The 26724-nt window shown below is 73.2% G+C and carries 33 protein-coding genes; 16 read left to right on the top strand and 17 right to left on the bottom strand.

All coding sequences use genetic code 11. From position 1 onward, the window contains the following. Positions 1-173 precede the first annotated feature (173 nt). The 4 genes from J2X60_RS10635 to J2X60_RS10620 all read left to right on the top strand — a co-directional run bounded on the left by J2X60_RS10635 (position 174) and on the right by J2X60_RS10620 (position 5255). Positions 174-752, top strand: a complete 579-nt coding sequence (locus J2X60_RS10635; RefSeq protein ID WP_309777544.1) for a PadR family transcriptional regulator — start codon at positions 174-176, stop codon at positions 750-752. Beyond that, positions 749-1480, top strand: coding sequence for an ABC transporter ATP-binding protein (locus tag J2X60_RS10630; protein WP_070417542.1), 732 nt, complete (start codon positions 749-751; stop codon positions 1478-1480). Before J2X60_RS10635 ends, J2X60_RS10630 begins: the two co-directional genes overlap by 4 nt. Further along, positions 1477-4326 (top strand): FtsX-like permease family protein, encoded by a 2850-nt coding sequence (locus J2X60_RS10625; protein ID WP_309887339.1) that lies wholly within the window; start codon positions 1477-1479, stop codon positions 4324-4326. The genes J2X60_RS10630 and J2X60_RS10625 overlap by 4 nt, the downstream gene beginning before the upstream one ends. Before the next feature lie 131 nt (positions 4327-4457). Continuing rightward, entirely contained in the window at positions 4458-5255 is a 798-nt protein-coding gene (locus tag J2X60_RS10620) for an SGNH/GDSL hydrolase family protein (RefSeq protein ID WP_309887338.1), read from the top strand. 62 nt (positions 5256-5317) lie between these two features. Here J2X60_RS10620 and J2X60_RS10615 read toward each other — a convergent pair whose 3' ends face one another. Both J2X60_RS10615 and J2X60_RS10610 read right to left on the bottom strand, forming a co-directional pair. Beyond that, a complete protein-coding gene (locus J2X60_RS10615) occupies positions 5318-5983 on the bottom strand; it encodes an SDR family NAD(P)-dependent oxidoreductase (RefSeq protein ID WP_309887337.1) in 666 nt (221 codons plus the stop codon). After that, positions 5980-7215 (bottom strand): multidrug effflux MFS transporter, encoded by a 1236-nt coding sequence (locus J2X60_RS10610; protein ID WP_309887336.1) that lies wholly within the window; start codon positions 7213-7215, stop codon positions 5980-5982. Before J2X60_RS10610 ends, J2X60_RS10615 begins: the two co-directional genes overlap by 4 nt. 130 nt (positions 7216-7345) lie before the next feature. On the opposite strand from J2X60_RS10610, the gene J2X60_RS10605 reads away from it, so the two are divergent. After that, positions 7346-8497, top strand: coding sequence for a PQQ-dependent sugar dehydrogenase (locus J2X60_RS10605; protein WP_309887335.1), 1152 nt, complete (start codon positions 7346-7348; stop codon positions 8495-8497). An 82-nt stretch (positions 8498-8579) separates the two neighbouring features. Then, positions 8580-9458, top strand: coding sequence for a helix-turn-helix transcriptional regulator (locus J2X60_RS10600; RefSeq protein ID WP_309887334.1), 879 nt, complete (start codon positions 8580-8582; stop codon positions 9456-9458). 78 nt (positions 9459-9536) lie between these two features. Here the strand turns inward: J2X60_RS10600 and J2X60_RS10595 are convergent, their stop codons facing one another. Further along, positions 9537-10421: an aldo/keto reductase gene (locus J2X60_RS10595; protein ID WP_309887333.1), complete on the bottom strand. Its 885-nt coding sequence runs from the start codon at positions 10419-10421 to the stop codon at positions 9537-9539. Between the two features lie 87 nt (positions 10422-10508). On the opposite strand from J2X60_RS10595, the gene J2X60_RS10590 reads away from it, so the two are divergent. The 3 genes from J2X60_RS10590 to J2X60_RS10580 are packed head-to-tail and all read left to right on the top strand — an operon-like array spanning position 10509 to position 12771. Next, positions 10509-11381: a helix-turn-helix transcriptional regulator gene (locus tag J2X60_RS10590; RefSeq protein WP_309887332.1), complete on the top strand. Its 873-nt coding sequence runs from the start codon at positions 10509-10511 to the stop codon at positions 11379-11381. Then, complete coding sequence (locus J2X60_RS10585; RefSeq protein ID WP_309887331.1) at positions 11378-11584, top strand: hypothetical protein; 207 nt, start codon at positions 11378-11380, stop codon at positions 11582-11584. Before J2X60_RS10590 ends, J2X60_RS10585 begins: the two co-directional genes overlap by 4 nt. Positions 11585-11598: 14 nt before the next feature. After that, on the top strand, positions 11599-12771 hold the full coding sequence (locus J2X60_RS10580; RefSeq protein ID WP_309887330.1) for an MFS transporter: 1173 nt from the start codon (positions 11599-11601) through the stop codon (positions 12769-12771). Between the two features lie 2 nt (positions 12772-12773). Here the strand turns inward: J2X60_RS10580 and J2X60_RS10575 are convergent, their stop codons facing one another. The 5 genes from J2X60_RS10575 to J2X60_RS10555 all read right to left on the bottom strand — a co-directional run bounded on the left by J2X60_RS10575 (position 12774) and on the right by J2X60_RS10555 (position 16281). Continuing rightward, positions 12774-13109 (bottom strand): sigma factor-like helix-turn-helix DNA-binding protein, encoded by a 336-nt coding sequence (locus J2X60_RS10575; RefSeq protein WP_309777554.1) that lies wholly within the window; start codon positions 13107-13109, stop codon positions 12774-12776. Next, the gene (locus tag J2X60_RS10570) at positions 13106-13489 is read right to left on the bottom strand and encodes a hypothetical protein (protein WP_309887329.1); all 384 of its coding nucleotides are present in this window, start codon (positions 13487-13489) and stop codon (positions 13106-13108) included. Before J2X60_RS10570 ends, J2X60_RS10575 begins: the two co-directional genes overlap by 4 nt. Before the next feature lie 60 nt (positions 13490-13549). Next, positions 13550-14521 (bottom strand): NAD-dependent epimerase/dehydratase family protein, encoded by a 972-nt coding sequence (locus J2X60_RS10565; protein WP_309887328.1) that lies wholly within the window; start codon positions 14519-14521, stop codon positions 13550-13552. 102 nt (positions 14522-14623) lie between these two features. Further along, a complete protein-coding gene (locus J2X60_RS10560; RefSeq protein WP_309887327.1) occupies positions 14624-15796 on the bottom strand; it encodes an FAD-dependent monooxygenase in 1173 nt (390 codons plus the stop codon). Beyond that, a complete protein-coding gene (locus J2X60_RS10555; protein WP_070417531.1) occupies positions 15793-16281 on the bottom strand; it encodes a DUF4126 family protein in 489 nt (162 codons plus the stop codon). The genes J2X60_RS10560 and J2X60_RS10555 overlap by 4 nt, the downstream gene beginning before the upstream one ends. Before the next feature lie 70 nt (positions 16282-16351). Between J2X60_RS10555 and J2X60_RS10550 the strand changes: the two genes are divergently transcribed. Genes J2X60_RS10550 through J2X60_RS10540 form a run of 3 tightly spaced genes read left to right on the top strand, consistent with a single transcriptional unit; the run spans position 16352 to position 18489 of the window. Then, the gene (locus tag J2X60_RS10550; protein ID WP_309887326.1) at positions 16352-16999 is read left to right on the top strand and encodes an SDR family oxidoreductase; all 648 of its coding nucleotides are present in this window, start codon (positions 16352-16354) and stop codon (positions 16997-16999) included. 45 nt (positions 17000-17044) lie between these two features. Then, positions 17045-17788: an SDR family oxidoreductase gene (locus tag J2X60_RS10545; protein WP_309887325.1), complete on the top strand. Its 744-nt coding sequence runs from the start codon at positions 17045-17047 to the stop codon at positions 17786-17788. Further along, positions 17785-18489 carry an alpha/beta hydrolase gene (locus tag J2X60_RS10540; RefSeq protein WP_309887324.1) on the top strand — a complete coding sequence of 235 codons (705 nt, stop codon included), beginning with the start codon at positions 17785-17787 and terminating at the stop codon, positions 18487-18489. The genes J2X60_RS10545 and J2X60_RS10540 overlap by 4 nt, the downstream gene beginning before the upstream one ends. On the opposite strand, the gene J2X60_RS10535 is transcribed toward J2X60_RS10540, so the two are convergent. The 3 genes from J2X60_RS10535 to J2X60_RS10525 form a co-directional block, all read right to left on the bottom strand. Next, positions 18437-19000, bottom strand: a complete 564-nt coding sequence (locus J2X60_RS10535) for a DUF6611 family protein (RefSeq protein ID WP_092385516.1) — start codon at positions 18998-19000, stop codon at positions 18437-18439. The two genes, J2X60_RS10540 and J2X60_RS10535, sit on opposite strands and share 53 nt — an antisense overlap. Then, on the bottom strand, positions 18997-19527 hold the full coding sequence (locus tag J2X60_RS10530) for a hypothetical protein (protein ID WP_071294344.1): 531 nt from the start codon (positions 19525-19527) through the stop codon (positions 18997-18999). The genes J2X60_RS10535 and J2X60_RS10530 overlap by 4 nt, the downstream gene beginning before the upstream one ends. A 200-nt stretch (positions 19528-19727) precedes the next feature. After that, positions 19728-20429, bottom strand: a complete 702-nt coding sequence (locus J2X60_RS10525) for an SDR family oxidoreductase (protein ID WP_070417523.1) — start codon at positions 20427-20429, stop codon at positions 19728-19730. Between the two features lie 86 nt (positions 20430-20515). On the opposite strand from J2X60_RS10525, the gene J2X60_RS10520 reads away from it, so the two are divergent. Then, positions 20516-20902 carry a MerR family transcriptional regulator gene (locus J2X60_RS10520; protein ID WP_070417522.1) on the top strand — a complete coding sequence of 129 codons (387 nt, stop codon included), beginning with the start codon at positions 20516-20518 and terminating at the stop codon, positions 20900-20902. A 48-nt stretch (positions 20903-20950) separates the two neighbouring features. On the opposite strand, the gene J2X60_RS10515 is transcribed toward J2X60_RS10520, so the two are convergent. From J2X60_RS10515 to J2X60_RS10505, 3 genes are all read right to left on the bottom strand, one after another. Continuing rightward, positions 20951-21898, bottom strand: coding sequence for a helix-turn-helix domain-containing protein (locus tag J2X60_RS10515; RefSeq protein WP_070417521.1), 948 nt, complete (start codon positions 21896-21898; stop codon positions 20951-20953). Further along, on the bottom strand, positions 21895-22425 hold the full coding sequence (locus tag J2X60_RS10510; RefSeq protein ID WP_309887323.1) for an AAA family ATPase: 531 nt from the start codon (positions 22423-22425) through the stop codon (positions 21895-21897). Before J2X60_RS10510 ends, J2X60_RS10515 begins: the two co-directional genes overlap by 4 nt. Before the next feature lie 95 nt (positions 22426-22520). Then, the gene (locus tag J2X60_RS10505; RefSeq protein ID WP_309887322.1) at positions 22521-23738 is read right to left on the bottom strand and encodes an FAD-dependent monooxygenase; all 1218 of its coding nucleotides are present in this window, start codon (positions 23736-23738) and stop codon (positions 22521-22523) included. Positions 23739-23798: 60 nt separating this feature from the next. On the opposite strand from J2X60_RS10505, the gene J2X60_RS10500 reads away from it, so the two are divergent. After that, complete coding sequence (locus J2X60_RS10500) at positions 23799-24320, top strand: MarR family winged helix-turn-helix transcriptional regulator (protein ID WP_229084766.1); 522 nt, start codon at positions 23799-23801, stop codon at positions 24318-24320. Between the two features lie 67 nt (positions 24321-24387). Beyond that, the gene (locus tag J2X60_RS10495) at positions 24388-25002 is read left to right on the top strand and encodes a copper resistance protein CopC (protein WP_309887321.1); all 615 of its coding nucleotides are present in this window, start codon (positions 24388-24390) and stop codon (positions 25000-25002) included. Between the two features lie 19 nt (positions 25003-25021). Here the strand turns inward: J2X60_RS10495 and J2X60_RS10490 are convergent, their stop codons facing one another. Both J2X60_RS10490 and J2X60_RS10485 read right to left on the bottom strand, forming a co-directional pair. Further along, a complete protein-coding gene (locus J2X60_RS10490; RefSeq protein WP_309887320.1) occupies positions 25022-25261 on the bottom strand; it encodes a hypothetical protein in 240 nt (79 codons plus the stop codon). A gap of 40 nt (positions 25262-25301) precedes the next feature. After that, the gene (locus tag J2X60_RS10485; RefSeq protein ID WP_070417517.1) at positions 25302-25670 is read right to left on the bottom strand and encodes a VOC family protein; all 369 of its coding nucleotides are present in this window, start codon (positions 25668-25670) and stop codon (positions 25302-25304) included. 60 nt (positions 25671-25730) lie between these two features. Between J2X60_RS10485 and J2X60_RS10480 the strand changes: the two genes are divergently transcribed. Next, positions 25731-26180, top strand: coding sequence for a MarR family winged helix-turn-helix transcriptional regulator (locus tag J2X60_RS10480; RefSeq protein WP_070417516.1), 450 nt, complete (start codon positions 25731-25733; stop codon positions 26178-26180). A gap of 6 nt (positions 26181-26186) precedes the next feature. On the opposite strand, the gene J2X60_RS10475 is transcribed toward J2X60_RS10480, so the two are convergent. After that, the gene (locus tag J2X60_RS10475; protein WP_309887319.1) at positions 26187-26618 is read right to left on the bottom strand and encodes a VOC family protein; all 432 of its coding nucleotides are present in this window, start codon (positions 26616-26618) and stop codon (positions 26187-26189) included. Positions 26619-26724 lie beyond the last annotated feature (106 nt).

Below are 26724 nucleotides of genomic sequence, written 5' to 3'. Positions count from 1 at the left end.
CTCCCAGTTTTCGTCGTTGCTTGCTACGCGGGGGGGGGGGGGGCGGGGGGGGCGGGGGGGGGGGGGGGGCCCCGGGGCCCCCCCCCCCTCCACTCCGTCATGGGGTTGCGCTCGCATACGCGGTATGTGCATACTCGGTATGTCCAAGCGGACGGAACGAGGGGGAAGACGTCATGAGCGTACGGATGGGCGTACTCGCGCTGCTGGTGGCCGGGCCCGGCTACGGGTACCAGCTCCGGGGGGAGTTCGAGCACCGGACCGGGGGCAGCTGGCCGCTGAACATCGGCCAGGTCTACACGACGCTCGACCGCCTGGAACGCGACGGCCTCGTGGCCCGCGGTGACGCCGACGACGACGGACACGTCGTCTACACGGCAACCGACGCGGGTCACGAGGAGGTCGCACGCTGGTTCAGCGAGCCGGTCCCGCCGAAGCGCGGTCGTGACGAGCTCGCGATCAAGTTCGCCCTCGCGGTGACGGTGCCCGGCGTCGACGTGCCGCGCCTCGTGCAGGTCCAGCGCGCCGCCGCCGTGCGGAACCTGCAGGACCTGACCCGCCTGAAGCGCTCCTCGGACCCGGCTGACGACCTGGCCTGGTCGCTCGTGCTCGAGTCGATGCTCTTCCAGGCCGAGGCCGACGTCCGCTGGCTCGACCACGTGGAGTCGAGCGTCGCGCGCCACCGACCGTCCCCGACACCGGACTCGACGGTCGCTGCCGAGTCGTCCGACGCCACCGTGCGGAGCGCCCGGTGAACGCCGCCGCCCCGCTCCTCGAACTCGACGCCGTGAGCGTGCAGTACGGCTCCGGCGCGAAGGCCGTCACCGCCCTCGCCGGCATCGACCTGCGCATCGCCCGCGGCGAGATGGTCGCCGTGATGGGGACCTCGGGCTCGGGCAAGTCGACGCTGCTCGCCTGCGCGGGCACGCTCCTGCCGCCGACCAGCGGCGAGGTCGTCATCGACGGCGACTTCGTGTCCGACCGGCCGGCCAAGGACCTCGCCGCCCTGCGTCGGCGTCTCGTCGGGTTCGTGTTCCAGGACTTCAACCTCATCCCGTCGCTGACCGCGGTCGAGAACGTGGCGCTGCCGCTCGAGCTCGACGGCTGGAAGGCGAGCCGTGCCCGGCGCGCAGCCGAACTCGCGCTCGAGAACGTCGAGCTCGGGCACCGCGCCGACGCCTTCCCGGACGACCTGTCCGGTGGCCAGCAGCAGCGGGTCGCGATCGCGCGCGGGGTCGTCGGCGAGCGCCGGCTGGTCCTCGCCGACGAGCCGACCGGTGCCCTCGACTCGCAGACCGGCGAGGTCGTGCTCCGCATGCTGCGCCGGCACGTCGACTCCGGGGCGGGCGCGCTGCTCGTGACCCACGACGCCCGGCACGCGGCCTGGGCGGACCGGATCGTGTTCCTCCGCGACGGCCGCGTCGTGGACGAGACCGTGTACTCGGGCGTCGAGATGGCGCTCACGGACCGGACCGCCTCGTGAACGCGCGTCGGCGACGCGCCGACGCCGGGGCCGGCGCGGGGCGTGACCGCCGCACGCCCTTCGCGCTGCGACCGGCGCTCCGGCTGGGCCGCCGGCTGGCGTTCGCGAAGGCCGGCCGCGCGGCGCTGATCGTCGCCCTCATCGGCATCCCGACCGCCGGGTTCGCCGCGGTGTCGGTCGTCGTGCAGTCGACGCAGCCGACCCAGGCGGAGAGCCTCCGGTACGACCTCGGGCACGCGGCAGCGCAGATGCAGGTCGTCGGCCCGGACCTCCCGGGCATGCGGCAGGACCCCGTGCAGTGGCAGTACACCGAGTCCGCGAAGGACAGCCCGGTGGCGAAGTCCGACGGCGAGGCCCGGTTCGCCGACGTCCTCGACCACGTGCCCGCCGGTGCCGTGTCGATCCCGGTCACCTCGGCGCAGATCGTGCTGACCGGGCCGAAGGGGCCGATCGGGATCCAGGCGGTCGAGGGAGCGGTCTGGTCGCGGGTCCTCGACGGGCACTGGCACGTGCTCGACGGCGCCGCACCGACCAGCCGTGACGAGCTCATGGTCACCCCGGCGACGCTCGAACGTCTCGGCGCGTCGATCGGCGACACGGTCGACCTGACCGACCCGGTGACCAAGCGCTTCACGATCACGGGCACCATGCGCGACGCCGCGTCCGACCCGGGTGCGCAGGGCGTCTTCGTGCCGTGGGGTACCACGCAGCCGACGACCGGCACGGCCGCGGCGCCGTTCGACGTCACCGTGTACCTGGCCTCGGACGCCCCGACGTGGTCCGAGATCCGCGCGCTCAACGCCCACGGGATCACCGTGCAGTCGCGTCCCGTCGTGCTCGACCCGCCCGACGAGCGGTTGCACGGCGCCGGGCTCAGCAGCCCGATCGGCTGGTTCCTCGGGGCGATGGCGCTGCTCGGCGTCTTCGCGATGTTCGAGGTGGCCCTGCTCGCCGGCGCCGCGTTCCTCGTCGGGACCCGGGCGGACACCCGCTCGTACGCGATCGTCACGAGCGTCGGCGGGGACCGACGCTTCGTCCGGTCGATCGTCGCCGGCTCCGGGCTGGTGCTCGGGCTCACCGGCGCCGTCCTCGGGGTCGCGCTCGGCACGGGGGTCGGCGTGCTCGCGTTCCACCTGGCCGACAACGGCAACGTCGGCTCGTGGCCCGGGCTGCACGTCCCGGTCGGCCTGGTCCTGTCGATCGGTGCCGCCGCCGTCCTCGCCGGGCTCGTGTCGGCGCTCGTCGCGGCCCGTGCGGCGACGCGGGTGAACGTCCTCGCCGCACTGCGCGGCTCGCTCCGGCCCGCGGCGGTGAACCCGCGCGCCGAGCGCCGCCGCCGGATCTGGGCACCGGTGCTCGTCGTCGCGGGCACCGTGATGACCCTGGCGTGCGGTGCCGGCGTGCTGCTCCTCAACGACCGTCCGGTGCAGCAGGACCACCTCGCCTGGATCGTCGGCGCCGGCGTCGCGATCGGCCCGTGCCTCATGCAGCTCGGGGTCGCGATGTCGTCGCCGTGGCTGCTCGCCCTCGTCTCCCGGACCGCGACGCGGCTCGGGCTCTCCGCCCGCATCGCCGCCCGCGACGCCCGGCGCAACCCGGTGCGGACCGTGCCGGTGCTCGCGAGCGTGATGAGCGTCGTGTTCGTGGCCTCGGTGGCGATCACGTGGAGTGCGTCCGAGCACGCGCAGTTCGTCCGTGACTACGAGTACCGCACCGCCGTGGGCGTCGCGACGGCCGACGTCTGGCTCTCGAACGAGGACGGCAGCGATGGCGGCTACGACGCCTCCGTCACGGCGAAGGCGGCGAAGATCGTCTCCGGTGTCCTCGACCACGACCACGACCACGACCGGGTCCGTGTGCTCGGCGTCGCGCCCGACGTCGCCGGCGACCAGCCGTCGACGCTCTCACTCCTGCACTCGTGGGGGCGGACGGACTGCCGCGCGAACGATACCACGTCGTGCTCGCGCTACCTGGAGTCGCAGGACACCTCCGCGCCGCACATCTGGACCGGCACGGTGGACGACTACGCCGTCCTCACCGGACACCGTCCGTCCGCCACCGTGCGCGACGCCCTCACCTCGGGCCGCGCCGTCGCCCTGTGGCCGGAGTACGCGCACGACGGCCAGGTCCGGCTCGACCAGTTCCGCGACCAGACCACGGACGGGCCAGGGATCACGGACCGGACACGGCCGGACGCCACGACGTCGATCCCCGCGGTGCTCGACGTGCAGACCCCCCGCATCCAGGTCGGCGTCTTCATGACCCGCGAGACCGCCGAGCGGTACCGGGTCCCGGCGGTGGACGGCATGCTCGTCACGGAGCAGTCCGCGGACCTGACCCCGGCACAGTCCGACGAGCTGACCTCGGCGTGGCAGAGCCTCGGCGGCGAGGACCGCGAACGGTGGGGCGGCCCGTACTTCCAGTACGAGGCCGGTCCGGTCGACGCGCAGGGCATCGTCAAGGCGATCGTCCTCGCCCTCGCCGCGGCGGTGACGATCGGCGCGACCGCCGTCGCCATCGGGCTGGCCCGCTCGGACGGCCGACGCGACGACGAGGTCCTCGACGCGGTCGGTGCGGCACCCGTGCTCCGTCGCCGGGTGTCCGCGTGGCAGGCCGCGATCCTGACGACCGTCGGTGCGGTGATCGGCACGCTGCTCGGGCTGTTGCCCATCCGGGCGCTCACCCTCCGCTTCACGGCGGGACCAACCGGCACCACGCACCTGCCGTTCGTGGCGGACTGGCCCGTGCTCGCCCTCCTCGCGCTCGGGCTGCCGCTGCTCGTCACCGCGGGGACGTGGGTCTTCGCGGGTCGCCGCCACCGCGTGGCACTGCGGCGCACACCGTGACCGGACGCGGCGGGTCCCGGACCCGACCGGGGCGGCCGGCTGGGAACGGCCGCGAAGACCCACAGCCAGCGGCGCGGTTCCCCAGGTCTGGGGACTGGTACGGCAGGCCGATCCGGGGGATACCTGATGTCGTGTCCCGCACCCGTCGTCTCGCCCTCGTCGCGAGCATCGTCACCGCCGCCTGCCTCGTCGCCGGCGGATCCCTCGTCGTCGGCACGGCCGTCGTGTCGGCGAGCACCGCCGCAGCCGAGCGCGCCCCGTCCATGGGTCGCGCCTCCGCCGCGCCGGTCGAACGTGCGGACACCCGAGCCGCAGCCGGCGGAACAGCTGTCCGTGCCGCCACACCGGACGACGCCGTGACCGGGGCGCTCGGCTCCGGCGACCGATCCGGCGCGGTCACCTTCGCGTACGCGGGCGACTCCATCACGGCACGGCCGGACTCCTGGCTCCACGACCTCGTGCCGGACACCCGGTTCCACGCCGTCGGCGGCTACGCGCACAGCGGGTACCGGTCCGACGAGGTCCTCCACGAGATCGGCCCCGTGCCGGACGCGGACGTCCTCGTCGTCGAGCTCGGCACGAACGACGTGAACCAGGCGATCCCGACCGCGACGACGATCGCGAACGTGGACGCCGTCGTCCGGAAGGTCGGTGCGCGGCACGTCCTCGTCGTCTCCGGCCCGCCGTCGAACTGGACCTGGAGCCAGTGGGGCGCCGACCGCCGCGCGGGACAGCTCGTCCTCAGCCGGGCGCTGGAGCGCGACGCGGCGGAGCACGGCTGGTCGTACGTCGACCCGTTCGCCGGGTTCCGGCAGGCGGACGGCGCGTGGGTCCGGGGTGCGTCGGCGGACGGCATCCACGGCGACGCGGCGACGAACGTCGTCGTCGCGCGCGTGATGGCGACGGCGATCACGCGAGCCGCTCGCTGATCGCGACGCGACCAGGGGCGGACGGGAGGCACGGGTCGGGCGCGCTCCCGTCCGTCAGTCGGTCACTCGGGCAGCGGCTCGGCGTACGTCCGGAACGCACCGCGCTCGGTGTGGATCGCCCAGAGGCGGTCCGCGATCGACGCACCGGAGTGCTCGGGCTGCCCGTCGTCGATGCCGAACGGGATGATGAGCTGGCCGACGTGGACGTCCTCGTCACGGACGGCGTCGTGCAGCAGCTGCGCGTAGGCGCTCTCGCCCGCGAACGCCACGGACGTGCCGGTGACCCGAGCACCCGGGCGCACGGCGCTCCCGCCGTTCACGAACAGGATCGTGCCGTGCCCGATCGCGCGCATGCCGGGCAGCACCTGGCGGACGGCGTTGACCGAGCCGTAGACCGAGAACTCGATCGGGCCGACCAGGTCCTCAGCCGTGGTCTCGAGCACCGGGCGCATGTACTCCTTGGCGGGCAGCGGGCTGTACTGCAGCACCTCGATCGGCCCGAGCTGCTCGATCGCACGCTCGAGGGCGCCGCGGAGGGAGTCCCCGTCGCGGACGTTCGCGGCGAAGCCGGCGGCGGTGTACCCGTGCTCCCGGAGGCCGGCGGCGAGGGAGTCCAGGCGGTCCTGGTTGCGGGAGAGCAGGGCGATCGAGAAGCCCTCGCGGGCGAAGCGCTCGGCGACGGCGAGGCCGAGGCCCTTGCCGGCTCCGACGATGGCGATGGTGGTCATGAGGTGGTCCTTCCGGTGGTGTGGGGTCGTGCGAGGACGAGCAGTCCCCAGAGCGACACGAGCGCGCCACCGAGGACGAGGACGGCCATCGGGATGGCGGTGTCCGAGCCGCCGAGTCCCGCGATCGGAGCGGTCACGCCGGCCGTCGTCCACTGAACCAGACCGAGCACGGCTGAGCTCGTCCCGGGGTGTGCGGGGACGGCGGACGATGCGAGGGCCCCACCGTTCGTGACGACCAGCCCGTTGCCGATCATGAGCACGAAGAAGCCGATCAGGGCCACGATCAGCGGCATCCCGAACCAGATCGCGCCGATGAGCATGCCTGCGCCGGCGACGCCCATGCAGGCCTGTCCGACGAGGATGATGCGTCTCGTGGACACCCGGCCGGCGAGTCGGGCGGCCACGAGGGACGCGATCGTCATCGCGCCCGCGTTCGCCGCGAAGTCGATCGCGTACGCCGTCGGCGACAGTCCGTTCATGGTCTGCAGCACGAACGGCGAGGTCGCGACGTACGCGAACACCCCGACGAACGCAGCACACGCGGTGACGACGTAGCCGACGAACCGTCGATCGCCGAGGACCTGCCGCGCCGCGAGCCGGAACGTGCGCAGGCCGCCGGCGTGCCGTCGGTCCCGTGGGAGGGACTCGGGGACGACGACGGCCGCGGTCACGCACATGAGCACCCCGAGGCCGGCGAGGACCCAGAACGTGGTCCGCCAGTCACCGAACCCCAGGATCGCGGCGCCGAACAGCGGCCCGAGCACCGGTGCGATCCCGCCGATGCCCATCACGACGTTGAGGACGCGGACGAGCTGGGCGCCGTGGGCGAGGTCGACGATCACCGACCGAGCAATCACCATCACCCACCCGCCCGCGAACCCCTGCACGAGGCGCGCCGCCGTGAGCACGCCGATCGACGGGGCGAGCGCGCACACGACCGAGGCCGCGACGACGAGCAGCGTGCCGGCGAGCAGTGGCAGGCGGCGCCCGCGCTGGTCGGAGAACGGTCCGCCGACGAGCTGCCCGAGGCCCATGCCCGCGAAGAACGTCGTGAGGGTCAGCTGCACGGCGGAGGCGCTCGTGCGGAACTTGGCCTCGACGGTCGGGAACGCGGTGACGTACATGTCGGTCGCGAGCGGCGCGACCGCGGTGAGGAACACGACGGCGGCGACGAGGGCCGTGGGCACGGCGCGGGCGGTCGGGGGAGCGGGCGGGGTCACGGTGGCGGGCACGGACCCATCGAACGGCTGGTCGGTGCGCTGGTGGGAGTCCCTGCCGACAGGGGTTCCACCGCAACCCCCGTCACCCAGGGGATTCCCGACCGCCGCGTGTGCAATCGACCCACGACCCGGGAGGACCACCGTGCACACCACCGCTCGCACCCGCCGCACCCTGTCCGCCCTCGGCGCCTTCGCCGCCGCGGCCCTCGTCCTCGCGGCCTGCACCGACGACGATGCCCGCACGCTCGAGGGTCGGGCGACCGCCACGAGCAGCCCCTCGTCGAGCGCCACCACCCCCGCGGCGAGCGCCGCCGGACAGCTCGAGCCCGGGGGCGAGACGACCGACATCGCCACCGGACTGGACGCCCCGTGGTCGGTGGTCCGCACCGGTGACGACGGCGACGCCCTGATCAGCGAGCGGGACTCGGCGACGGTGCTCGAACTGACCGGCGCCGGGAAGACGCGCGAGGTCGGCACGATCGCGGGCGTCCGGCACGGCGGTGAGGGCGGCCTGCTCGGACTCGCGCTGCACGAGGGCGACCTGTTCGTGTACTCGACGGGCGACGACGGCAACCGCATCCAGCGCTACGAGCTGTCCGGGAGCGCCGGGTCCTACGCGCTCGGGGACGCCACGACCGTGATCGACGGGCTGCCGTCGAACAGCTTCCACAACGGCGGGCGGATCGCGTTCGGCCCGGACGGCATGCTCTACGCGAGCGTCGGCGACGCCGGTACCGGTTCGGACGCGCAGGACCGGGACTCGCTCGCGGGCAAGATCCTGCGGCTGACCCCGGACGGCCAGGTCCCCGGCGGCAACCCGTTCCCCGGGTCCCCGGTGTGGAGCCTCGGCCACCGGAACGTGCAGGGCATGGGGTGGACGGCCGACGGCACGATGTTCGCGTCGGAGTTCGGGCAGGACACCTGGGACGAGCTCAACGTCATCGAGAAGGGCCGGGACTACGGCTGGCCGGAGGTCGAGGGCACCGGCGGCACGAGCAAGGGCTTCGTCGACCCCGTGCAGCAGTGGGCCACCGACGACGCCTCGCCGAGCGGCCTGGCGGTGATCGACGACACCGTGTTCATCGCGAACCTCCAGGGCGAGGTCGTCAGGGCTGTGCCGGCTGACGCCCCCTCGACGTCGACCGAGTACTTCGCGGGGGACTTCGGCCGCATCCGCACGGTGCTCGAGGGTCCCGAGGGTGCCCTGTGGTTCGTCACGAACAACACCGACGGGCGTGGCGACCCGACGGACGGCGACGACCGGATCGTGTCGGTGCCGCTCGCGACGAGCTGAGCCCGAGCGACGGACCCCGACCAGCACGGGGGTTCCGGCAGCACCTCGCTCGCCCCCGCCCAGCCGAAGTACCGTGACCGGCATGGACCACCGCGACGAAGCCCGCGACTTCCTCTCCGGTCGCCGCGCCCGCATCACACCGGAGCAGGCCGGCGTCGAGACGTTCGGCACCCGCCGCCGCGTCACCGGGCTGCGCCGCGAGGAGGTCGCCCGGCTGGCCGGCGTGAGCATCGACTACTACACCCGGCTCGAACGCGGGAACCTGCAGGGCGTCTCGGACAGCGTGCTCGACGCCATCGCGGGCGCGCTCCACCTCGACCCGGCCGAGCACGAGCACCTGCGCGACCTCGCCCGCCACCAGAACGCCACGCCCCGCCGTGCCGCCGCGGTCACACCGGTGGCGGCAGTGCGCCCGGAGCTCCAGTACCTGCTCGACGCCATCGCCGACGCCCCCGCGATGATCGTGAACAACCGACAGGACATCGTCGCCGCGAACACGCTCGGCTGGGCGATGCACTCGGACCTCGTCGCGGCGAGCGCACGGCCCTGCAACTTCTCGCGGTTCATCTTCCTCGACCCGCAGGCACGGAACTTCTACCTCGACTGGCAGCGCGCGGCGCACACGAACGTCGCGATCCTCCGGCGCGAGGCCGGGCGGACGCCGAACGACCCCGGGCTCGCGGCGCTGATCGGCGAGCTCTCGATGCGGAGCGACGACTTCCGCACGCTCTGGGCGGCGCACGACGTCCGGCGGCACTACGCGGGGGTGAAGTCGTTCCGGCACGCGGTGGTCGGTCCGCTCGAGCTGCACTTCCAGACGCTCGAGCTCACCGAGGACCCGGGGCTCGCGCTGACGATCTACCCGGCGACGCCCGGGAGCCCGACGGCGGACGCGCTGCGGCTGCTCGCCTCGTGGGCGGCGACGGAGCGCATCGTGGAGCGTGCGCGCGAGCGCGCCTGACGCGGTGGTCGCGACCGCCTGCGGGACTGGAGGCGCGGTGCCGGCCCGCACCGCGCCTCCAGGCCCCACCGGGTCGCGTCAGGCCTCCGGGATCACCCGTTCGAAGCGGCTCGTGTCGGTCCCGTCCGGGTCCGGCCCGCCGCGACGACCGGTGTCGAGGGCGTCGAGCGCTGCGAGTTCGTCGTCGGAGAGCACGAAGTCGAACACGTCGAAGTTCTCGGCGATGCGCCCGGGGTTCGTTGACTTCGGGATCGCGTTGCGGCCCTGCTGCACGTGCCACCGGAGCATCACCTGCGCCGGGGTCTTGCCGTGCGCCTCGCCGATGGTCCGGATCGTCCAGTCGTCGAGCACGCTGACCCGCTCGTCGCCCCAGCCCGGGTAGAAGGTGATGCCACCGATCGGCGACCACGCCTGGTCGAGGATGCCGTGCTCGGCGTCGGCGCGCTGCACGTCCGGCTGCGTGAAGTACGGGTGCAGCTCGACCTGGTTGAGCGCCGGGATCACGTCCGTGGCGTCGAGGAGCGACCGGAGGTGGTGCGGCATGAAGTTGCTCACGCCGATCGCGCCGACACGGCCCTCGGCGTACAGCCGCTCGAGCGCCCGGTACGCCGCGATGGTCCGCTCGAAGCGGTCGGGTGCGGGCTGGTGCAGGATCAGGACGTCGACGTGGTCGAAGCCGAGCTTGCCGGTCGCCTTGTCGAACGCGTGCAGGGTCTCGTCGAGGCCGTAGTCGGAGACCCAGATCTTCGTCTCGACGACGATCTCGTCGCGGTCGACACCGGAGGCGCGGATGCCCTCGCCGACCTCGCGCTCGTTGCCGTACGCGGCGGCGGTGTCGATGTGGCGGTACCCGGTCTCGAGCGCGGTGCGCACGGCGTCGACCGTGTCGGCCGGCGCGCTCTGGAAGACGCCGAACCCGATCGCGGGGATCTCGAGTCCGTTGTTGAGGGTGAGTGTGTCCATGTCCACGACGCTACGACCGCCCGGACCGACCTGACGGGTACCAGCAGCCCCTGCTCCGACCCGTCGATCGGACCTACCGTGGAGGACATGGACACGAGAGACGAAGTCCGCGACTTCCTCCGCACCCGCCGCGAGCGCGTCACGCCGCAGCAGGTCGGGCTTCCCGACTTCGGCGGCGCGCGACGGGTGAAGGGCCTTCGCCGCGAGGAACTCGCCCTCATCGCGGGCATGAGCGTCGACTACTACATCCGCCTCGAGCGGGGGAACCTCACCGGGGTGTCCGAGAGCGTCCTCGGATCCCTGTCCCGGGCGCTCCGGCTCGACGACGCCGAGCACGCGCACCTGTTCGACCTCGCCCGTGCGCAGAACGCCTCGGCGACGACGCGTCGGAAGACCCCGACGTCGAAGGTCCGGCCGAACGTGCAGCGGGTGCTCGACTCGATGACCGCTCCCGCGTGGGTGCGGAACGGCCGGTCGGACTTCCTGGCCGGCAACGCTCTCGCCCGTGCGGTCTACGCACCGCTCTTCCTCGACCCGTCCGGTACCCCGAACACCGCGCGCTTCGCCTTCCTCGACCCCCGTGGTCGCGAGTTCTGGCGCGACTGGGACAGCGTGACCGGGGACATGGTCGCCGTGCTCCGTGCCGAAGCGGCCCGGTCCCCGTACGACCGCGGGCTGACGGACCTCATCGGGGAGCTCTCCACCCGCAGCGAGGAGTTCCGCCAGCGCTGGGCCGCGCACGACGTGATGCGGCACCGGTCCGGCATCAAGCGCGTGCACCACCCCGAGGTCGGCGACCTCGACCTGACGTACGAGACGATGGAGCTCGTCACGGACACCGGTCTGACCTTCGTCGTCTACAGCGTCGAGCCCGGTTCGCCGTCCGAGGAGCGCCTGCAGCTCCTCGCCAACCTGGCGGCGACCACCGTCGCCGCCGTCCCGGAGACGGAGGACGCATGAGCGAGACCGACTCGATCCGGACCACCCGCCCCGCGGAGCCCCTGACGTTCCTCGAACGGGTGCGGTTCCGGCTGCGCGCCGAGCGCGAGATCGAGGAACTCACGCGCGACCGCGCGGGCGAGGAGCGCATCCGCGCCGAGGCTGCAGTGCGCCTCGCACCGGGTCCGTGGCACCTCGCGGAGCTCTTCCGGCGGCGTCCGTGACCGCCCGTGCGGGGATGACGCCTGCCCGCACACTGCTGTTCGCGGTCGCCGGGGGCGCGGCCGTCGGCAACCTCTACTGGGCGCAGCCGCTCCTCGACGACATCGCGTCCTCGCTCGGGACGTCCGCCGCGGTCGCCGGGCTGCTCGTCACGCTCACCCAGGTCGGGTACGCGCTGGGCATCCTCCTCGTGGTGCCGCTCGGCGACGTGCTCGACCGACGACGCCTGATCCCCGGGGTGCTCGTCGCATCCGCGGTCGCGCTGCTGTTCGCCGCCGTGGCCCCGTCGTTCGCCGTGCTGCTGGTGGCGCTCGCGCTCGTCGGCCTCACCACCGTCGCCGGGCAGCTGCTCATCCCGCTGGCCGGGGACCTCGCCGATCCCTCGTCCCGCGGGCGGGTCGTGGGCACGATCGCCTCCGGGGTCCTCACCGGCATCCTCGTGTCGCGGACGGTCAGCGGGCTCGTCGCGGACGCGTTCGGCTGGCGCGCGATCTACGTGGTCGCCGCCGTCGCGGCCCTGCTGTTCGCCGTGCTGCTCCGGCGGGCGATCCCCGAGCTCGACCGGCGCGATCGGGTGCGGTACCCCACGCTCATCGCCTCGGTGTTCCGTGCCGTCGCCGCGCACCGGGCCGTGCGGGTGACCCTCGTCATCAGCTCCGCGATGTTCGCCGTCTTCACGATGTTCTGGACCGCGCTGACGTTCCTGCTCAGCGCCGAGCCGTTCGGGTACTCCACGAGCGCGATCGGGCTCGTCGGTCTGGCCGGGCTCGCCGGGGCGGTCGCCGCGCAGCGGGTCGGTCGGCTGCACGACCGCGGGGTCTCCGTGCCGGTGACCGGTGCGGCGATCGCCGTCGTGCTCGTCTCGCTCGTGGTCGCGGGCCTCGGAGCGCGGTCGATCGTGGTCGTCCTCGTCGCGGTCGTCCTGCTGGACGTCGGTGTGCAGGCGACGAACGTCCTCAACCAGACCCGGCTCTTCGCGATCGACCCGGCGGCGCGCAGCCGACTCAACACCGCGTTCGTCACCGCGAACTTCATCGGCGGGGCGATCGGCTCGGCACTCGCCTCGGTGCTGTGGAACGCCGGCGTTTGGACCGCGGTCACCGTGGGCGGAGCGGTCCTGGTCGGGTTCGCCCTGACGGTCTGGGCGGTCCACCGCCGCCGCGGGCTGGTGGTCACCGCCCGCGCCTGACCTCAGATCGCGAGCTCGACGTCGTGTCCGTTGACCGTCACGATGATCCGGGGGTTCTGTGCCCCCGCCGCGGTGATGTAGCTCCGGAGTGTCGAGAGGAGCATGTCCTCCCGACGCTCCATCTGGGACACCGCGCCCTGGCTGATCCCCAGTTCGTGTGCGATCTCGACCTGGGTCCGCTTGCCGGCTTCCCGCACCATCGCGAGGCTCATGGCGTGGATCCGGTCGAGCTCGTCCGCCTCCGTCTCGAGCGCCGCCACGGCGTCGGCCATGCCGGGGCGCTCGAGCATCCGCTCGAGTCGGTCGTTGCCGTGCACGAAGTCCTTCTCGCCCATCATGCTTCCTTCGTCTCGTCGACCCATCGGTCGATCAGTCGGTCGGCTCGGACGCCGACCGTGTCGTAGAACACGTCACCCATCGCGGCCTTGTCGCCGGAGAACAGCGCGATGACGACACGGTCCGTGCCCGGCGGGAACCAGCAGATCAACCGGAGCGCGATCCCCTGGACGTACGGGTGCGACACCCGCCAGACGACGTGCTCCTTCGACTGCCGGACCCGCTTGATCACTGCGGTGTCGTGCGTCGGCGCTGCATCCAGGTCCCGCAGCCGCTTGAGCGGGAACGTGAGCAACTCGAGCCGCCGCCGACCCCGTTCGGTGGTGTCGGCTTCGAGGCGGTCGAGCTGAGCGTTGAACTCTCGAGGCCAGTCGATCTGCATGCAGCGCACATTAGCCAAGGCTGATATTAGCCGCAACTGATCACAGGCGCAAGCACAACCTCAGACGACGAGGGGGCCCGCGACGTCCACTTCGCCGTGCTCCACCAGCCAGCGGAACGCGTCGAGGACCGTCGCCTCCGCCGTCCAGGCGGGCTCGTAGCCGAGCAGCCGCCGCGGCTTCTCGGTGCTGAACACCTGGCTGCGCGACAGGTGCTCCCAGCTCGCACCGGCGTGCTCCGGAGCCGTGGTCTCGCGGAACCGGTCCCACGAGACGGGCTCGAGCCGCGCCTCCTGGCCGAACCACGACGCGACCAGGTGCGCGTACCCGCGTGCCGTGAGCGCCGTCGGAGCCGTGACGAAGAAGTCCTCGCCGGCCGCGGCGTCCCGGTGCTCGACCGCGAGCTGGAAGGCCTGTGCGACGTCGTCGGCGTGCACGTGCGCCATCGTCTCGGCACCGAGGCCGGGGACCTCGACGGGCTCGCCGGCGGACAGCTTCGTCCACACCGTGGGGTCGAGGTTGCCGAGCGGACCGATGGGCATCCACCCCGGTCCGCTGATGTGACCGGGGTGCAACGAGGTCGTCACCAAACCCCCGTCGGCAGTTTCACGCTTGAGCATCCGCGCGATCGCGTCCTTCTGCACGCCGTAGTCGCCGAACGGCTCGGTCGCGTTCTCCTCGGTGACGGGCAGCACGTGGGAGACCCCGGCACGCCAGATCGACCCGCAGTGCACGAGGTGGGTGCCGCTGCCGCGGAGGGCCGTGACGAGGGCCTCGGCGGACGACGGCGTGAAGCAGAGAAGGTCGACGACGGCGTCGGCGCGGAGTGCGGCGATCCGGTCGCCGAACGTGCCGTCGCGGTCCTCCTGCTCGCGGTCGGCGGTGACCCGTTCGACCTGCTGCCACTCGGGGGAGTCGGCGTACGGGGTGCTGCTGCCGCGGGTGACGGTCACGACGTCGTGACCGGCGCGGACGAGACGGGGGACGAGGAACGTGCCGATGTGGCCGGTGGCTCCGATGACGACGATGCGCATGCCGGTCACGCTAGGCGCACGCGACTGGGCGTGGCAGGCCCGGACGGAACCCCTGTGACGGACGGGAGGGACGGTGCGGGCTGGCACCGCGCCTCCCGTCCGTCAGCGGGTCGGCTCCAGGGCCGGGAGCGGCTGGTCCGAGTCCGCTGTGTGCGTCAGTCGCGCCATCAGGGGCGCCACCGGGCGCGAGGTCAGGACGTGGTGCGCGGCGCGCTGCGCCGCGAGACCGAGCTTCGTCTGCGGGTACGCGAAGTGCTTGATCCCGGACGGCATGGTCTGGATCCGGTCGACGAGCGGCCGCATCCAGGCCTCGAACGCCCCGAGTGCCGCGGTGGTGTCGGACTCGTCGGCGAGGGACGCTGCGAGGACGTACCCACCGGTGAGCGCCAGCGAACTCCCGCCACCGCCCATCGGTGTCACGCACCAGGCCGCGTCGCCGAGCAGCACGACGGAACCCCGGTGCCAGGTCGGGGCGTGGATCTGCGTGAGGTCGTCGACGTAGACGTCGTCCGAATGCTCGAACCCGTCGAGCACACGATCGGTCTGCCATCCGGCGCCGGCGTAGCGGTCGCGCCGGTCGGGGACCTCGCCGTCGTCGTTCGTGTACGCGAGCATCGCCCTCGTCGTGCCGTGGTTGTCGGGCCGCAGGTGCACCTGTCGACCCTCGACGGCGTTGTACCAGCGCCAGGTGTCGTCGTCGGACGGGATCCGTAGGATCGTCCCGAACTCCATCGTGATGCCGAGCCGCCGGGGCTCGACGGTGAAGAGCAGGTCGCGTGTGCTCGAGCGGACACCCTCGGCGACGACGAGGAGCTCGGCCTGGAGCGTCGCGCCGCTCCGGGTGCGGACGGTGACGGGTCGTCCGTCCGAGCCGTCCTCGTCCACCGCGACCACGGCGTCGTCGAAGACGAGGCGCACGCGGTCCGGCAGCGCCTGCCGGATCGCGTCCGCGAAGTCGCCGCGCAGGACCTCGAGCTCCGCCGTCGCCCCCTCACCGGAGTCGTCGTCGGGCAGCCGGACGATGGTGCCCCCCTGCTCGTCGACGATCACCGTGCCGGTCTCGCCCGTGTTGGCCGAGCGGATCGCCTCGGTCAGCCCCATGCGGTCGAGGACCTCGCGGGCGACGCCCCGGACGTCGACGTTCTGGCCACCGGTGCGGAAGCCCGCCGAGCGCTCGAGGACGGTGACGTCCCAGCCGGTCCGGTCCAACCAGTAGGCGGCGGAGAGCCCGGCGATGCTGCCGCCGGTGACGAGGGCTCGACGCGGTGCCGTCACGAGGTGGTGATCACCTTGACGGAGCCGGCGATGGTCGCGGCGTCCTCGGCGAGCGCGACGACCGGGTCGGGGAGGCGGGTCGTGGCGCCGACGAGCTTGCGCGCACCCCAGCCGACGAAGCTGCCAACGATCGCGCCGACGCCACCGAGGATCGCGCCCTCGATGCGCAGGTCGCGCCTGCCCGTCGTGCCGAGCGCGGCCCCGACGAGCGCTCCGGACGCCACGCGCCCGGCGAGGCCCGCGGGGGAGATCCGGTTCGGCGTCCCCGGCAGCTTGTCGCCGATGAGCTCGCCGACGGCCGATGCGACGAGGACGCCACGGCCGAGGGGCGTGCTGAAGACCTTCCAGTCCTGCCACGAGCCCTTCAGTGAGGAGCGGTCGTGGTTCAGTGCCATGACGGCGAGCGGGGTGGCGCTCCGGCCGCCGCTGAGGATGCCCAGGACCAGGGTGCGGACCAGGGTGTGCTGCTCGTTCTTCGTGCTCATCGGTGCTCCTGTCGTGTCGGTTCGGACGCTACTCCCGGAGCGCTGAGCCACCACGAGTACCGTCCGGCCCATGAGCAACGTCATCGTCCTCGGCGGCCACGGCAAGGTCGCACTCCTCGCCACCCGCATCCTCACCGACCGCGGCCACACCGTCACCTCGGTCATCCGCGACCCCGACCAGGCCGACGAGATCCGCGCCCACGGCGGGCAGCCGCACGTCGCCGACATCCAGCAGCAGACCCTCACCGACTTCGCCGAGCTCATCCACGGACACGACGCCGTGGTCTGGTCGGCCGGTGCCGGCGGCGGATCGGCGGACCGCACCTGGGCGATCGACCGCGACGCGGCGATCCTGTCCGTGCAGGGTGCCGCGAAGGCCGGTGTCGACCGCTACGTCATGGTCTCCTGGTCCGGCTCGCTCCTCGACCACGGGGTGCCGCAGGACGACGACTTCTTCGCGTACGCGCAGTCGAAGATGATCGCCGACGCCGTGCTCCGCGACTCGGGGCTCCGCTGGACGGTCGTCGCGCCGAGCACCCTCACCGACGACGAGCCCACGGGTTCGGTCGACTGGGACGGCTCCTCGACGCAGGTCCCGCGCGGCGACGTCGCGCACGTGGTGGCCGACTCGGTCGAGGGCGACGAGACGATCGGCCGGACGATCCGGTTCAACACCGGCTCCACCCCGATCGCCGACTTCCTCCGCACGGCGGGCTGAGCGGTGGCGCGGAACCCCGAACCGTTCCGGGGCCGACTGGCCCTCGTGACCGGTGCGAGCGGCGGCATCGGCGAGTCGCTGGCGGAGGGCCTCGCCGCGGGTGGCGCCGACCTCTTCCTGGTCGCCCGGTCGGCCGACAAGCTCGACACCGTCGCCTCGGGCATCCACGCGCGCCACGGTGTGCGCGTGCGGGTGCTCCCGGCCGACCTGGCCACGGCCGACGGCGTCGACGAGGTGATCACGGCGCTCGACGGCACCCGCGTCGACGTCCTGATCGCGAACGCCGGGGTCGGGTGGCACGGCACCTTCGCCGAGCAGCCCGAGGACGGCATCGTGCAGCAGATCGCGCTCAACGAGACCGCGCTGGTCCGGCTGACGCGGGCGTTCCTGCCCGGCATGCTCGCCCGCGGCGTCGGCGGCGTGATGACCGTGGCCTCGACCGCGGCGTTCCAGCCCACCCCGCACATGGCGCTCTACGGCGCGACGAAGGCGTTCGTCCTGTCCTTCACCGAGGCCCTCTGGCAGGAGACGCGCGGGCAGGGCGTCCGGGTGCTCGCCCTGTGCCCCGGCCCGACCGCGACGGGCTTCTTCGACGCCGCGGGCGGCGGGTCGTTCCTCGAGGGCGGTCGGCAGTCGGCGGAGGAGGTCGCACGCGTCGGTCTGCGGGCGTTCTCCCGTGCCGGCGGACCCACGGTCGTCTCCGGCGCGCGCAACGCCGTGCTGGCGAGTGCGCACCGCTTCGTCCCCCGTGGCCTGATGACGCGCATGTCCGCGATGGTGATGGAGTGACGAGCCCGACGGTCCTCTTCGTGCACGGCGCCCTCGTCCGTGACGGGGACTGGTGGTGGGCGCCGACCGGCGACCTGCTGCGCGAACGGACCGGGATCGCCAGCCGCGCCGTGGCCCTGCCGTCGTGCGGGGAGACCGACACCGGCGGCGGCCTGCAGGAGGACGCCGCCGCACTGCGCCGCGCCCTCGACGAGGTCCCCGACGCCATCGTCGTCGGACACTCCTACGGCGGGACCGTGATCGCCGAGGCGGGCCCGCACCCCGCGGTCCGGCACCTGCTGCTCGTGTCGAGCTACCTGCCGCCCGTCGGGGCATCGCAGGGGTCGATCATGTCCGGCGAGCCGGACCCCGTCGCGGTGCGTCCGGACGCCGACGGGCGGATCGTCGTCGACGGGTACGACGAGCGGTCGTTCGGTGCCCGGTTCCTGCAGGACGCCGACGCCGCCACGCATCGGGCGGCGTGGGACCGGGTCACCTCGCAGGACGTCCGCGCGTTCGGCACCCCGACGAGCGCCGAGGGGTGGGCCGGCGTGGACTCCACCGCGGTGGTGTGCGCCGAGGACCGCTCGACGACCGTCGCACTCCAGCGGGAACACGCGGCGCGGGCCACCCGGTCGGTCGAACTCCCGACGGGGCACCACCCGTTCATCAGCCGACCGGACCTCGTGGCCCGGCAGCTCGAGGCGTTCCTGCGCGACTGACCCGGGACCGCGGGCCGCTCGGCAGGTCGTCCCAGACGTCGGCCCAGATCGACTCGAAGTCCACCGGTCGGATCGCACCGGCACGGAGCGCCCGCTCCGGCACGGTCAACGCGTCGAGCGAGGCGCCGAGCAACCGGACGTCCCCGTGCACCTCGGGTCGCCCGGTGCCGTGGAAGGTCGTCACCGTCAACGTCCGGACACCGGGACGGAGTCGACGAGCGGCCCGCCCGAGCACCAGGAAGCCGCCCGCGTACACCCCGACGGCGGCGACGGTCCCGAGGGCGGCGCGGGGAGCGAGCGCGGCCATCACGGCGATCGCCAGCAGTGCCCCCACGGCCGGCCACGCCGACCACGCGCGGAGCACCGCACGCTCGCGGCGGGTCGTACCAGGCGGGTAGACGACGAGGGTCCTCGTGCTCCACATCGTCCGGTCGACGGGGCGCACCGAGTACCGGCCCCACACGTGCGGGCCGTCGACCACGCGTGTGCGCAGGTCGGAGACGGCGCTCACCGGACGACCTCGGCGCGGACCGGCACCACGACGTCGCGGTGCCGGATCGCGGTCACGCAGGGGAAGCAGAGCAGGTCGCCCTCGCGGACGTCCGCGGGCAACGGCGCCGGGAGCCGGTGGAAGGGACCGTCCTCCGCGCCGGCGCACGGGGTGAGGACGTACGTCCCGGTCGGGGCCGCCGTGCTCACCCGGCCGATGAGCCGCACCTGGTCGAGGACGGCGAACCGGGGGAGCACCGCGTCGAGTTCGAGGAGGACGACACCGGTCCGGGGGCGCCGCACGCGCAGCACCGACGCCACGGCGACGCTCACCTCGCCCGGCGTCCACGTGCGGGGTCGGTAGCGGGGCGGTGCCTGCTCGGCGGTGTGCACGCACGGGGTGCCGGCGAGTTCGGCCAGCCGGACCATCGACACGGCGGCGACCAGGACGTCGCCGGTCGTGGGTTCGGTGTGGGCGGGCCAGAGGGTCGGGTCCACGGGGTCGGGGAGGGACGCGCGGAGCGTCGGGAGGATCGCGGTCAGGGTCACCACTCCACGATCCGACGGGGGCGGCCGTGCGGACAGCGTCCTGACGGATCGCTGACGCCGTCGGTCCGATCCCGTGCGCGGTCCTGACGCGGCGAGCGCGGAGGACGCGACGAGCGCGCGGACCGTGCGGAGCGGCGGACGGGAGGCGCGGTGCGGGCACGCACCGTCCCTCCCGTCCGCCCCGGGTCACGCTGGTCGCATCACGCGAACTGCGCGTAGAACCGCTCGGGCGCCTCGGCGAGCGACGCCTTGACCCCGGCGCTCCAGTCGTCCACGACGACCTCCGCCGCGCCCCGCTCCACACCGTCGAGGGAGAGCCGGGCGACCTCGGCCGGGTCGACCTTCGGCCCCTCGTACCCGGCCATCATGTCGGTGTCGGCGGCTCCGAGGTGCAGCCCCTGGACGCTGATGCCCCGACCGGTCAGCTCGAGGCGGACGGCGTTCGTCATGTTCCACTCCGCGGCCTTGGCTGCGGCGTACCCGCCCGAGCCCGGGTACGCGAACCAGGACAGCGCCGACAGGACGTTCACGATCGCGCCCCCGCCGTTGCGTTCGATCACCGGCGCGAACGACCGGACCATCCCGAGGTTGCCCCAGAAGTGCGTGTCCATCTCACGCCGCACGTCGGTCAGGTCGTCCGTGAGCAGCGAGCCCTGCGTGGTGATCCCGGCGTTGTTGACGAGCAGGGTCACGTCGGACGCCGCAGCCGCTGCCGCCGCGACGGACGCCTGGTCGGTGATGTCGAGCGGGAGCACCTCGACCCCCTCGATGTCGACCAGTTCGGGGCGCCGGGCCGTGGCGTAGACCTTGGCGGCGCCGCGCTCGAGCAGCTGCTGCACGAACCGTCGTCCGATGCCCCGGTTCGAGCCCGTGACGAGTGCGACCGATCCAGCGATGTCCATGGTGTTCCTCCTGCCGAGCGGGCACCTCCCGCAGCGGCTCGGCTACGCTAAGACCTCACATCGATGTCAGGTGCAAGGAGGAGTTCGTGCGCATCGGAGACCTCGCTGCGGCGACCGGCGTGAGCGTGCGGTCGCTCCGGTACTACGAGGAGCAGGGCCTGCTGCCGGCCGGACGGACGGCGAGCGGCCAGCGCTCCTACGCCGTGCCCGCCGTCGAGCGGGTCCAGCTCATCCAGCAGCTCTTCGCCGCCGGACTGCCGAGCCGCACGATCGTGCAGCTGCTGCCGTGCGTGGACGCAGGGGTGGCGACGCCGGAATCGTTCGCGCTCCTCGTCGCCGAGCGGGACCGGATCACGGCGCAGCTCGCCGAGCTCGAGGCCGCGCGGGACCGGCTCGACGAGGTCATCGCGATCACCGAGCACCCGACGCCGGAGCACTGCCCGGCGCTGCGGGACCAGCCGCTGGCGGCCTGACCGGCGCGGCGTTCAGCGGCGGCGCGCGGATCAGCGGCGGCGCGCGGATCAGCGGCGGCGCGCGGCCTGCCAGGTCTCGCGGGGCAGCACCCCGAACTCGTCGCGGTAGCTGCCGGCGAACCGTCCGAGGTGCGCGAAGCCCGAGTCCCGCGCCACGTCCCCGACGCTCCGGTCGTCCCCGGACTCCAGGCCCTCACGGGCGAGCAGCAGTCGGATGCGCCGGAGGTAGGTGGTCGGCGTGATGCCGTGGTGGCGCCGGAACGCGTCCTGCAGCCCGCGGATGCTCAGGCCCGCGGCCGCCGCGACGTCCTCGACGGTGATCTGCTCGGTCGCGTGCTCGAGCAGGTACGCCTCGGCCCGGGCGAACCGTGCCGCCGCTGCCGTGCGGGGCTGGTCCTGCCCGACCGGCCAGTGCGGGACCGCGGTGAGCAGGCCGCCCGCCGCGAAGCGGGTCAGTTCACGCTCGTGCTCCTCGGTGACCTCCTCCGGACCGCGCAGCACGTCGGCCGCCACCGCGCGCACCATCAACCACCAGGCGGCGAGCGTCGGCCCCTCGGGGATGTGGTGCGGCTGGAACTCGATCGGCCCGGGCTGCCAGGCGCCGCGTTCGGCAGCGACCTGCTCCACCGTGGTCCGGTCGATGCGGATGAGGTCGAGCTGGAACCCGTCCCACCGGACCTGCTGCGGGTCGTGGCGGAACAGGACCGGACGGCCGGTGGGCACCCCGTCGCCGTCGACCGCACCGCTGCCGGACTTCAGCCAGAACAGGACCATCGCGGACTCGGCCTCGACCGTTCCCTCGACGACACCGGTGCTCGCCATCGACACGAGGGACAGCAGCTCGGAGCCACGTCGCCGTTCCTCGAACGAGAACCCCGAGGGCGCACCCTCGACCGTGGCCCGTCGGACGTCGGGGATGCGCGTGACGAGCTCCGCCGCGTCCGCTGGTTCGGACGTCACGACCGACCACTGCGACCGCTGCACGAAGGCGCTCACCGTGCGACCTGCAGCACCGCGTCGGCGATGTTCCGTGCCACCTGCTCGGGCGGGGTCTCCGTCGTGTCGACGACCTCGGCCGCGGCGTGCAGCCAGGTGCGTGCCGCCTCGGCGTACGGCTCGACGCGGCTGGACCGGAACGTGGACGGCCCCATCACGGCGTCGTTCTGGATCCGGTCCCGCAGCGTGTCCTCCTCCGCGTGCAGTACGAAGTGCCGGACCGGGATCCCGTGCGCCGCGAACCCGTCCGCGATCTCCCGCCAGTACCGCTCGACGAGGACCGTCTGCGGCATCACGAGCGTGCCGCCCGCGAAGGCCAGGACCTGCCGGGCGGTCTCGACGACGAGCGGTCGCCAGGGGTCCCAGTGCTGGAAGTCGCCGGACTCGGGCAGCGGGGGCCGGACGTCCATGAGGGTCTCGCCGACCTTCTCCGGATCGAGCACGCGAGCGTCCGGCAGGAGCGGCTGCACCAGCCTGCTGGTGGTCGTCTTGCCGACGCCGTGCGTCCCGTTGATCCAGACGATCATGACCGGACCGTAGCGCACATCGCTGCGGGACGGGAGGACGGGACGGACGGGAGGCGCGTGGCGGGCCCGCACCGCGCCTCCCGTCCGCCACCGGCTCACTCGAGGTGCGCGTAGTCCGGCAGGTCGATCGCCTCGGCCGGTGGGGTGGCGAAGCGGGCGCCGAGGCGCCCGACGAGGGGGAGCGACGCCACGCGGACGGCGGTGCCGAAGGCCGCGATCCCGAGCCGGGACCTCGGGTTCGCGATCCGCGGCGTGCCCGGCGGCAGCTGCTGCGCCTTCGCGACGTACGGGCGCATGATGCGCTCGTACGCGCGCAGGGCGTCACGGTGGTGGACGTGGGCGGCGAGCTCCCCGGCGAGGACGTAGGCACCGGTGAGCGAGAGGCTCGTGCCCATGCCGCTCACCGGCGAGGCGCAGTACGCGGCGTCCCCGACGAGCACCACCCGGCCGTCCGACCAGCGCGGGGCGTGGACCTGTCCGATCGCCTCGGAGTAGAGGTCCTCGGAGTGGTCGAACCCCGCGAGGACCCGCTCGGCCTCCCACCCGGCGTCGCCGAACACCGCGTGCAGGCGGCGGCGCACCGCATCGAGGTCGCCGCGCTCGGAGCCGGCTCGCTCCCGCTTCCGGTCCGTCACGACCGACATCGCCGCGCGGATGGTCCCGTGCCGGTCGGGACGGAGGGTGATCGACCGGCCACCCGGTGCGTTGTACCAGCGCCACCAGTCGTCGTCCGCCGCGGTCCGGGGGATCGTGCCGTACGTCGTCTCGAGCCCGAGCGACCGGATCTCCGGCTCGTCGCCGAACACCAGCCGACGGGTGCTCGATCCGATGCCGTCCGCCGCGACCACCAGGTCGAACCGGTCGTCCGGGCCGTGCTCGAACCCCACGGTCACGCCGTCGTCGTCCTGGTCGATGCGGGTGATCCGATCGCCGTAGCGGTACTCGGTGGCGTCGGAGGTCCCGTCCACGAGGAGCCGCGCGAGGTCACCGCGCAGGACCTCGAGCTCGGCGGTGGCCCCGCCGGAGTCCGAGGTCCCCGCCGGGAACGCCGCGATCGTCCGGCCGCTCGGACCGATGAACCGCGTGCCGACCTCGCCCGTCGTGGCAGCGCGGATGTCGTCCTCGATGCCCATCCGGCGCGCGACCTCACGCCCGGCTCCGCGCACGTCGACGTTCTGCCCGCCGGTGCGGAGGGACGGCGCCCGCTCGACGACGACCGTCTCGAACGAGAAGCGGTGGAGCCAGTGGGCGAGCGCCGGGCCGGCGATGCTCGCGCCGGAGATGAGCACGCGTCCGCGGGTGTGGTCGGTCATGGTCCCTCACGTCGTTGATTACCAATGAGATTGGCAATGTACACGACTACCATGGTGGACGTGCCGAACGACGACCAGCACCCAGCGACCGACCGCCCCGACGACCGGCAGGACCGCCACGACCGGGCGACGGCGCGACGCGACGGGCGATCGCTCCCCGACGACGACATCCGGTCCCGCGTGCAGCAGGTCAGTGTCCGGCAGCAGCGCTTCGAGCGGCACCTCGCCGCGGCACTGTCGGTCGACGCGGCGGGACTCGAGGCGATGGACCACCTCATCGCGACCGGGCCGGCCACCCCGACCGAGCTCGCCCGTCGGCTCGAGATCTCGACCGCCGCGATGACGCTCGTCCTGAACCGGCTCGAGGGCGCCGGGCACGTCCGACGGGAACGGCACCCGAGCGACGGACGCAAGCTCGTCGTCACGGCGGCGGAGCAGTCTTCGGACCGTGCGTACGACCTCGTGCTGCCGCTCATCGAGGGCATCGAGGGCATCGTCGACGACCTGGACCCCGCGGAGCGTGCGACGGTGCAGACCTTCCTCGACCGGCTGATCGGGGTCTACGACGACGCGATGGACTGAGCCGTCGCGGGGTCCGTCGTCCACGCCGACGTCCTGTGCGTCCGGTCAGGATCGGCGACAATGAACCGTGCCCTTCCGTGCCCTCCTCGCCACCGCCGCGTCGGCCGTCGCCCTGGCGTTCGTCCTCGTCACGGCGGCCCCCGCCTCCGCCCACGACGTCCTCGCCTCGACCGCACCCGCTGCGGACACGACGGTCGGGGGTGACCTCGACCAGGTAACACTCACGTTCTCCGAGCCGCCGCTGGCCGGGCTCGAGTCCGGGATCGTCGTCAGCGTGACCGGCCCGGACGGCGCCGAGGTCGGCGCGGGGAGTGTCGACGTCGACGGCAGCACGCTGCGCACGGCCGCCGACCTCACGGCTGCCGGCTCGTACACGGTGACCTGGCGGAGCGTCTCGGTGGACGGACACCCGATCTCGGGGAGCTACCGGTTCACGTCGACCGGAGCACCGACCACGACCCCGACTCCGACGGCGACGGGACCGACGGAGACCCCGAGCGCGGGCACCCCGACGCCGAGCGCCACCGCCGGTGCCGGTGCCGGTGCGACCAGCGCCACGGCCGGGTCGTCCGGGCCCGGGGCGACGCCGTGGGTCCTCGGCGGGATCGCGGTCGTGGTCGCCGCCGCGCTCGTCGCCGTCCTGCTGGTCGCTCGTCGCCGGACCACCCCCGACGACGACTGACAGGAGCCGCGCCGCCGGATCAGCGCCCGGCGTACCGCCCACGGTGATGCCGCCGGTCCCAGACCGCGACGGCGATCCGGCCGACACCGAGCGCGATCCAGACCGCACCGATGATCCACCGCCACGCGTCGTCTCCGCCCTCGACCGCGGCGAACACGAGCCACACCACACCCAGGGCGGTCCACGCCACGGCCATCCAGAGCGCCGGCTGCCCGACGATCGACCGCCACAGCTGCTCGTCCCCGGCGTCGTCGCTCATGGCGACACCGTAGACCGTCCGGTCCGCCCGTGCCAGGGCGTCAGGCGCGGTCGTGCAGCGTCACCTGGTACCCGTCCGGGTCGGCGAAGGTGAACGTCCGACCGAACGGGCCGTCGATCGGCGCGGACACGATCCGGTGGCCGTCGGCGACCAAGGCGTCGTGGATCGCCTGGACGTCGGTCGCGTGCAGCCAGATCGCCGCGCCGATCCCCGGCTGCGCCACGGCGTCGAGGTCGGTGCCGGGCACGAGGTCGCGCAGGGCGAACGCGATCGGCGTGGTCTCGAAGACCACCGCGTGCGGCGGACCCGCCTGCGACCGGACGAGGCCGAGGTACTGCTCGTAGAACGCCTGCGACGCGTCGAGGTCGCGGGTCTGCAGCGAGATGAAGTCGGGGCCGGTGACGGGCATGGGGTCTCCTTCGTTGGTGTCAGTTATCTGACACAGAAGAACCTATGTCAGACTACTGACATGCGTCAAGACGGACACGGTATCGACCTGGACACGTCCCTCGGGTACCTGCTCAAGGAGGCCGCGAGCGCGCTCCGCACCGCGATGGAGTCGGTCCTGCGCCCGCTCGGCATGACCGTCACGCACTACTCGTGCCTCGAGCTGCTCGCGCAGCGCCCGGGGTCGTCGAACTCCGACCTCGCTCGCGGGGCGTTCGTGACACGACAGTCGATGAACGTCCTGCTGCAGGCGCTCGAACGGGACGGCTCGGTGTCGCGCGCGTCGGAGGCACCGGTGGGCAAGGCGCTGCCGGTCCAGCTCACCCCGCTCGGGCGGGAGCGTCTCGCCGAGGCCTCGGCAGCCGTCCGCGGGGTCGAGGTCCGGATGCTCAGCGGGATGTCGGCCGACGAGCAGGGCGCGGCGCTCCGAGCACTGCGGAGCATGGTGCGGTCGCTGCGCGACGACGCGTGAGTCGCGCTACGGCGCGACCGGTCGACGCCCCGTGGACGACTGGAAGCGCAGCAGGTAGCCGTCGGGATCGGTGACCAGGAACTGGCGCACCCCGGCTTCCTCGTCGCCCACGCGGTACCAGCGCGTCTCCGGCGGCATGAAGAGCTCGACACCGCCGGCACGGAGCGACGCCGCGACGACGTCCGCGTCCGGGACACCGATCTGCAGGTTGATCCCGCGGCCGAGTGGTCGATCGAGCGGCCCGGTGAGCCAGTTCCGACCGACCCCGGCCTGCTCGAGCATGACGTGCGCCGACCCGAGCGTCAGGTAGGCGAACCGTTCCTCGGGACGCGCGTAGGCCACGGTGAACCCGCACAGGCCGGACCAGAAGGCGATGCTCGCGTCCACGTCGGTGACGAGGAGCTCGGGGACGAGGGCGGGGTCCGGATCGGTCGTCACCAGGCCATGCTGCCAGCCGGCGTACCGGACCCGCACCGCGCCTCCTGAAGGTGTGGACAAGATCCGTGCTCGCCGGACCAGCGCCTCCGCTGCGGCCTAGCGTGAG

It is taken from the genome of Curtobacterium sp. 320 (genome assembly GCF_031455235.1).
Taxonomy (GTDB): Bacteria; Actinomycetota; Actinomycetes; order Actinomycetales; family Microbacteriaceae; genus Curtobacterium.
Note: the sequence above shows the minus strand (reverse complement) of the source record. Positions and strands in the feature narration are given on the sequence as shown.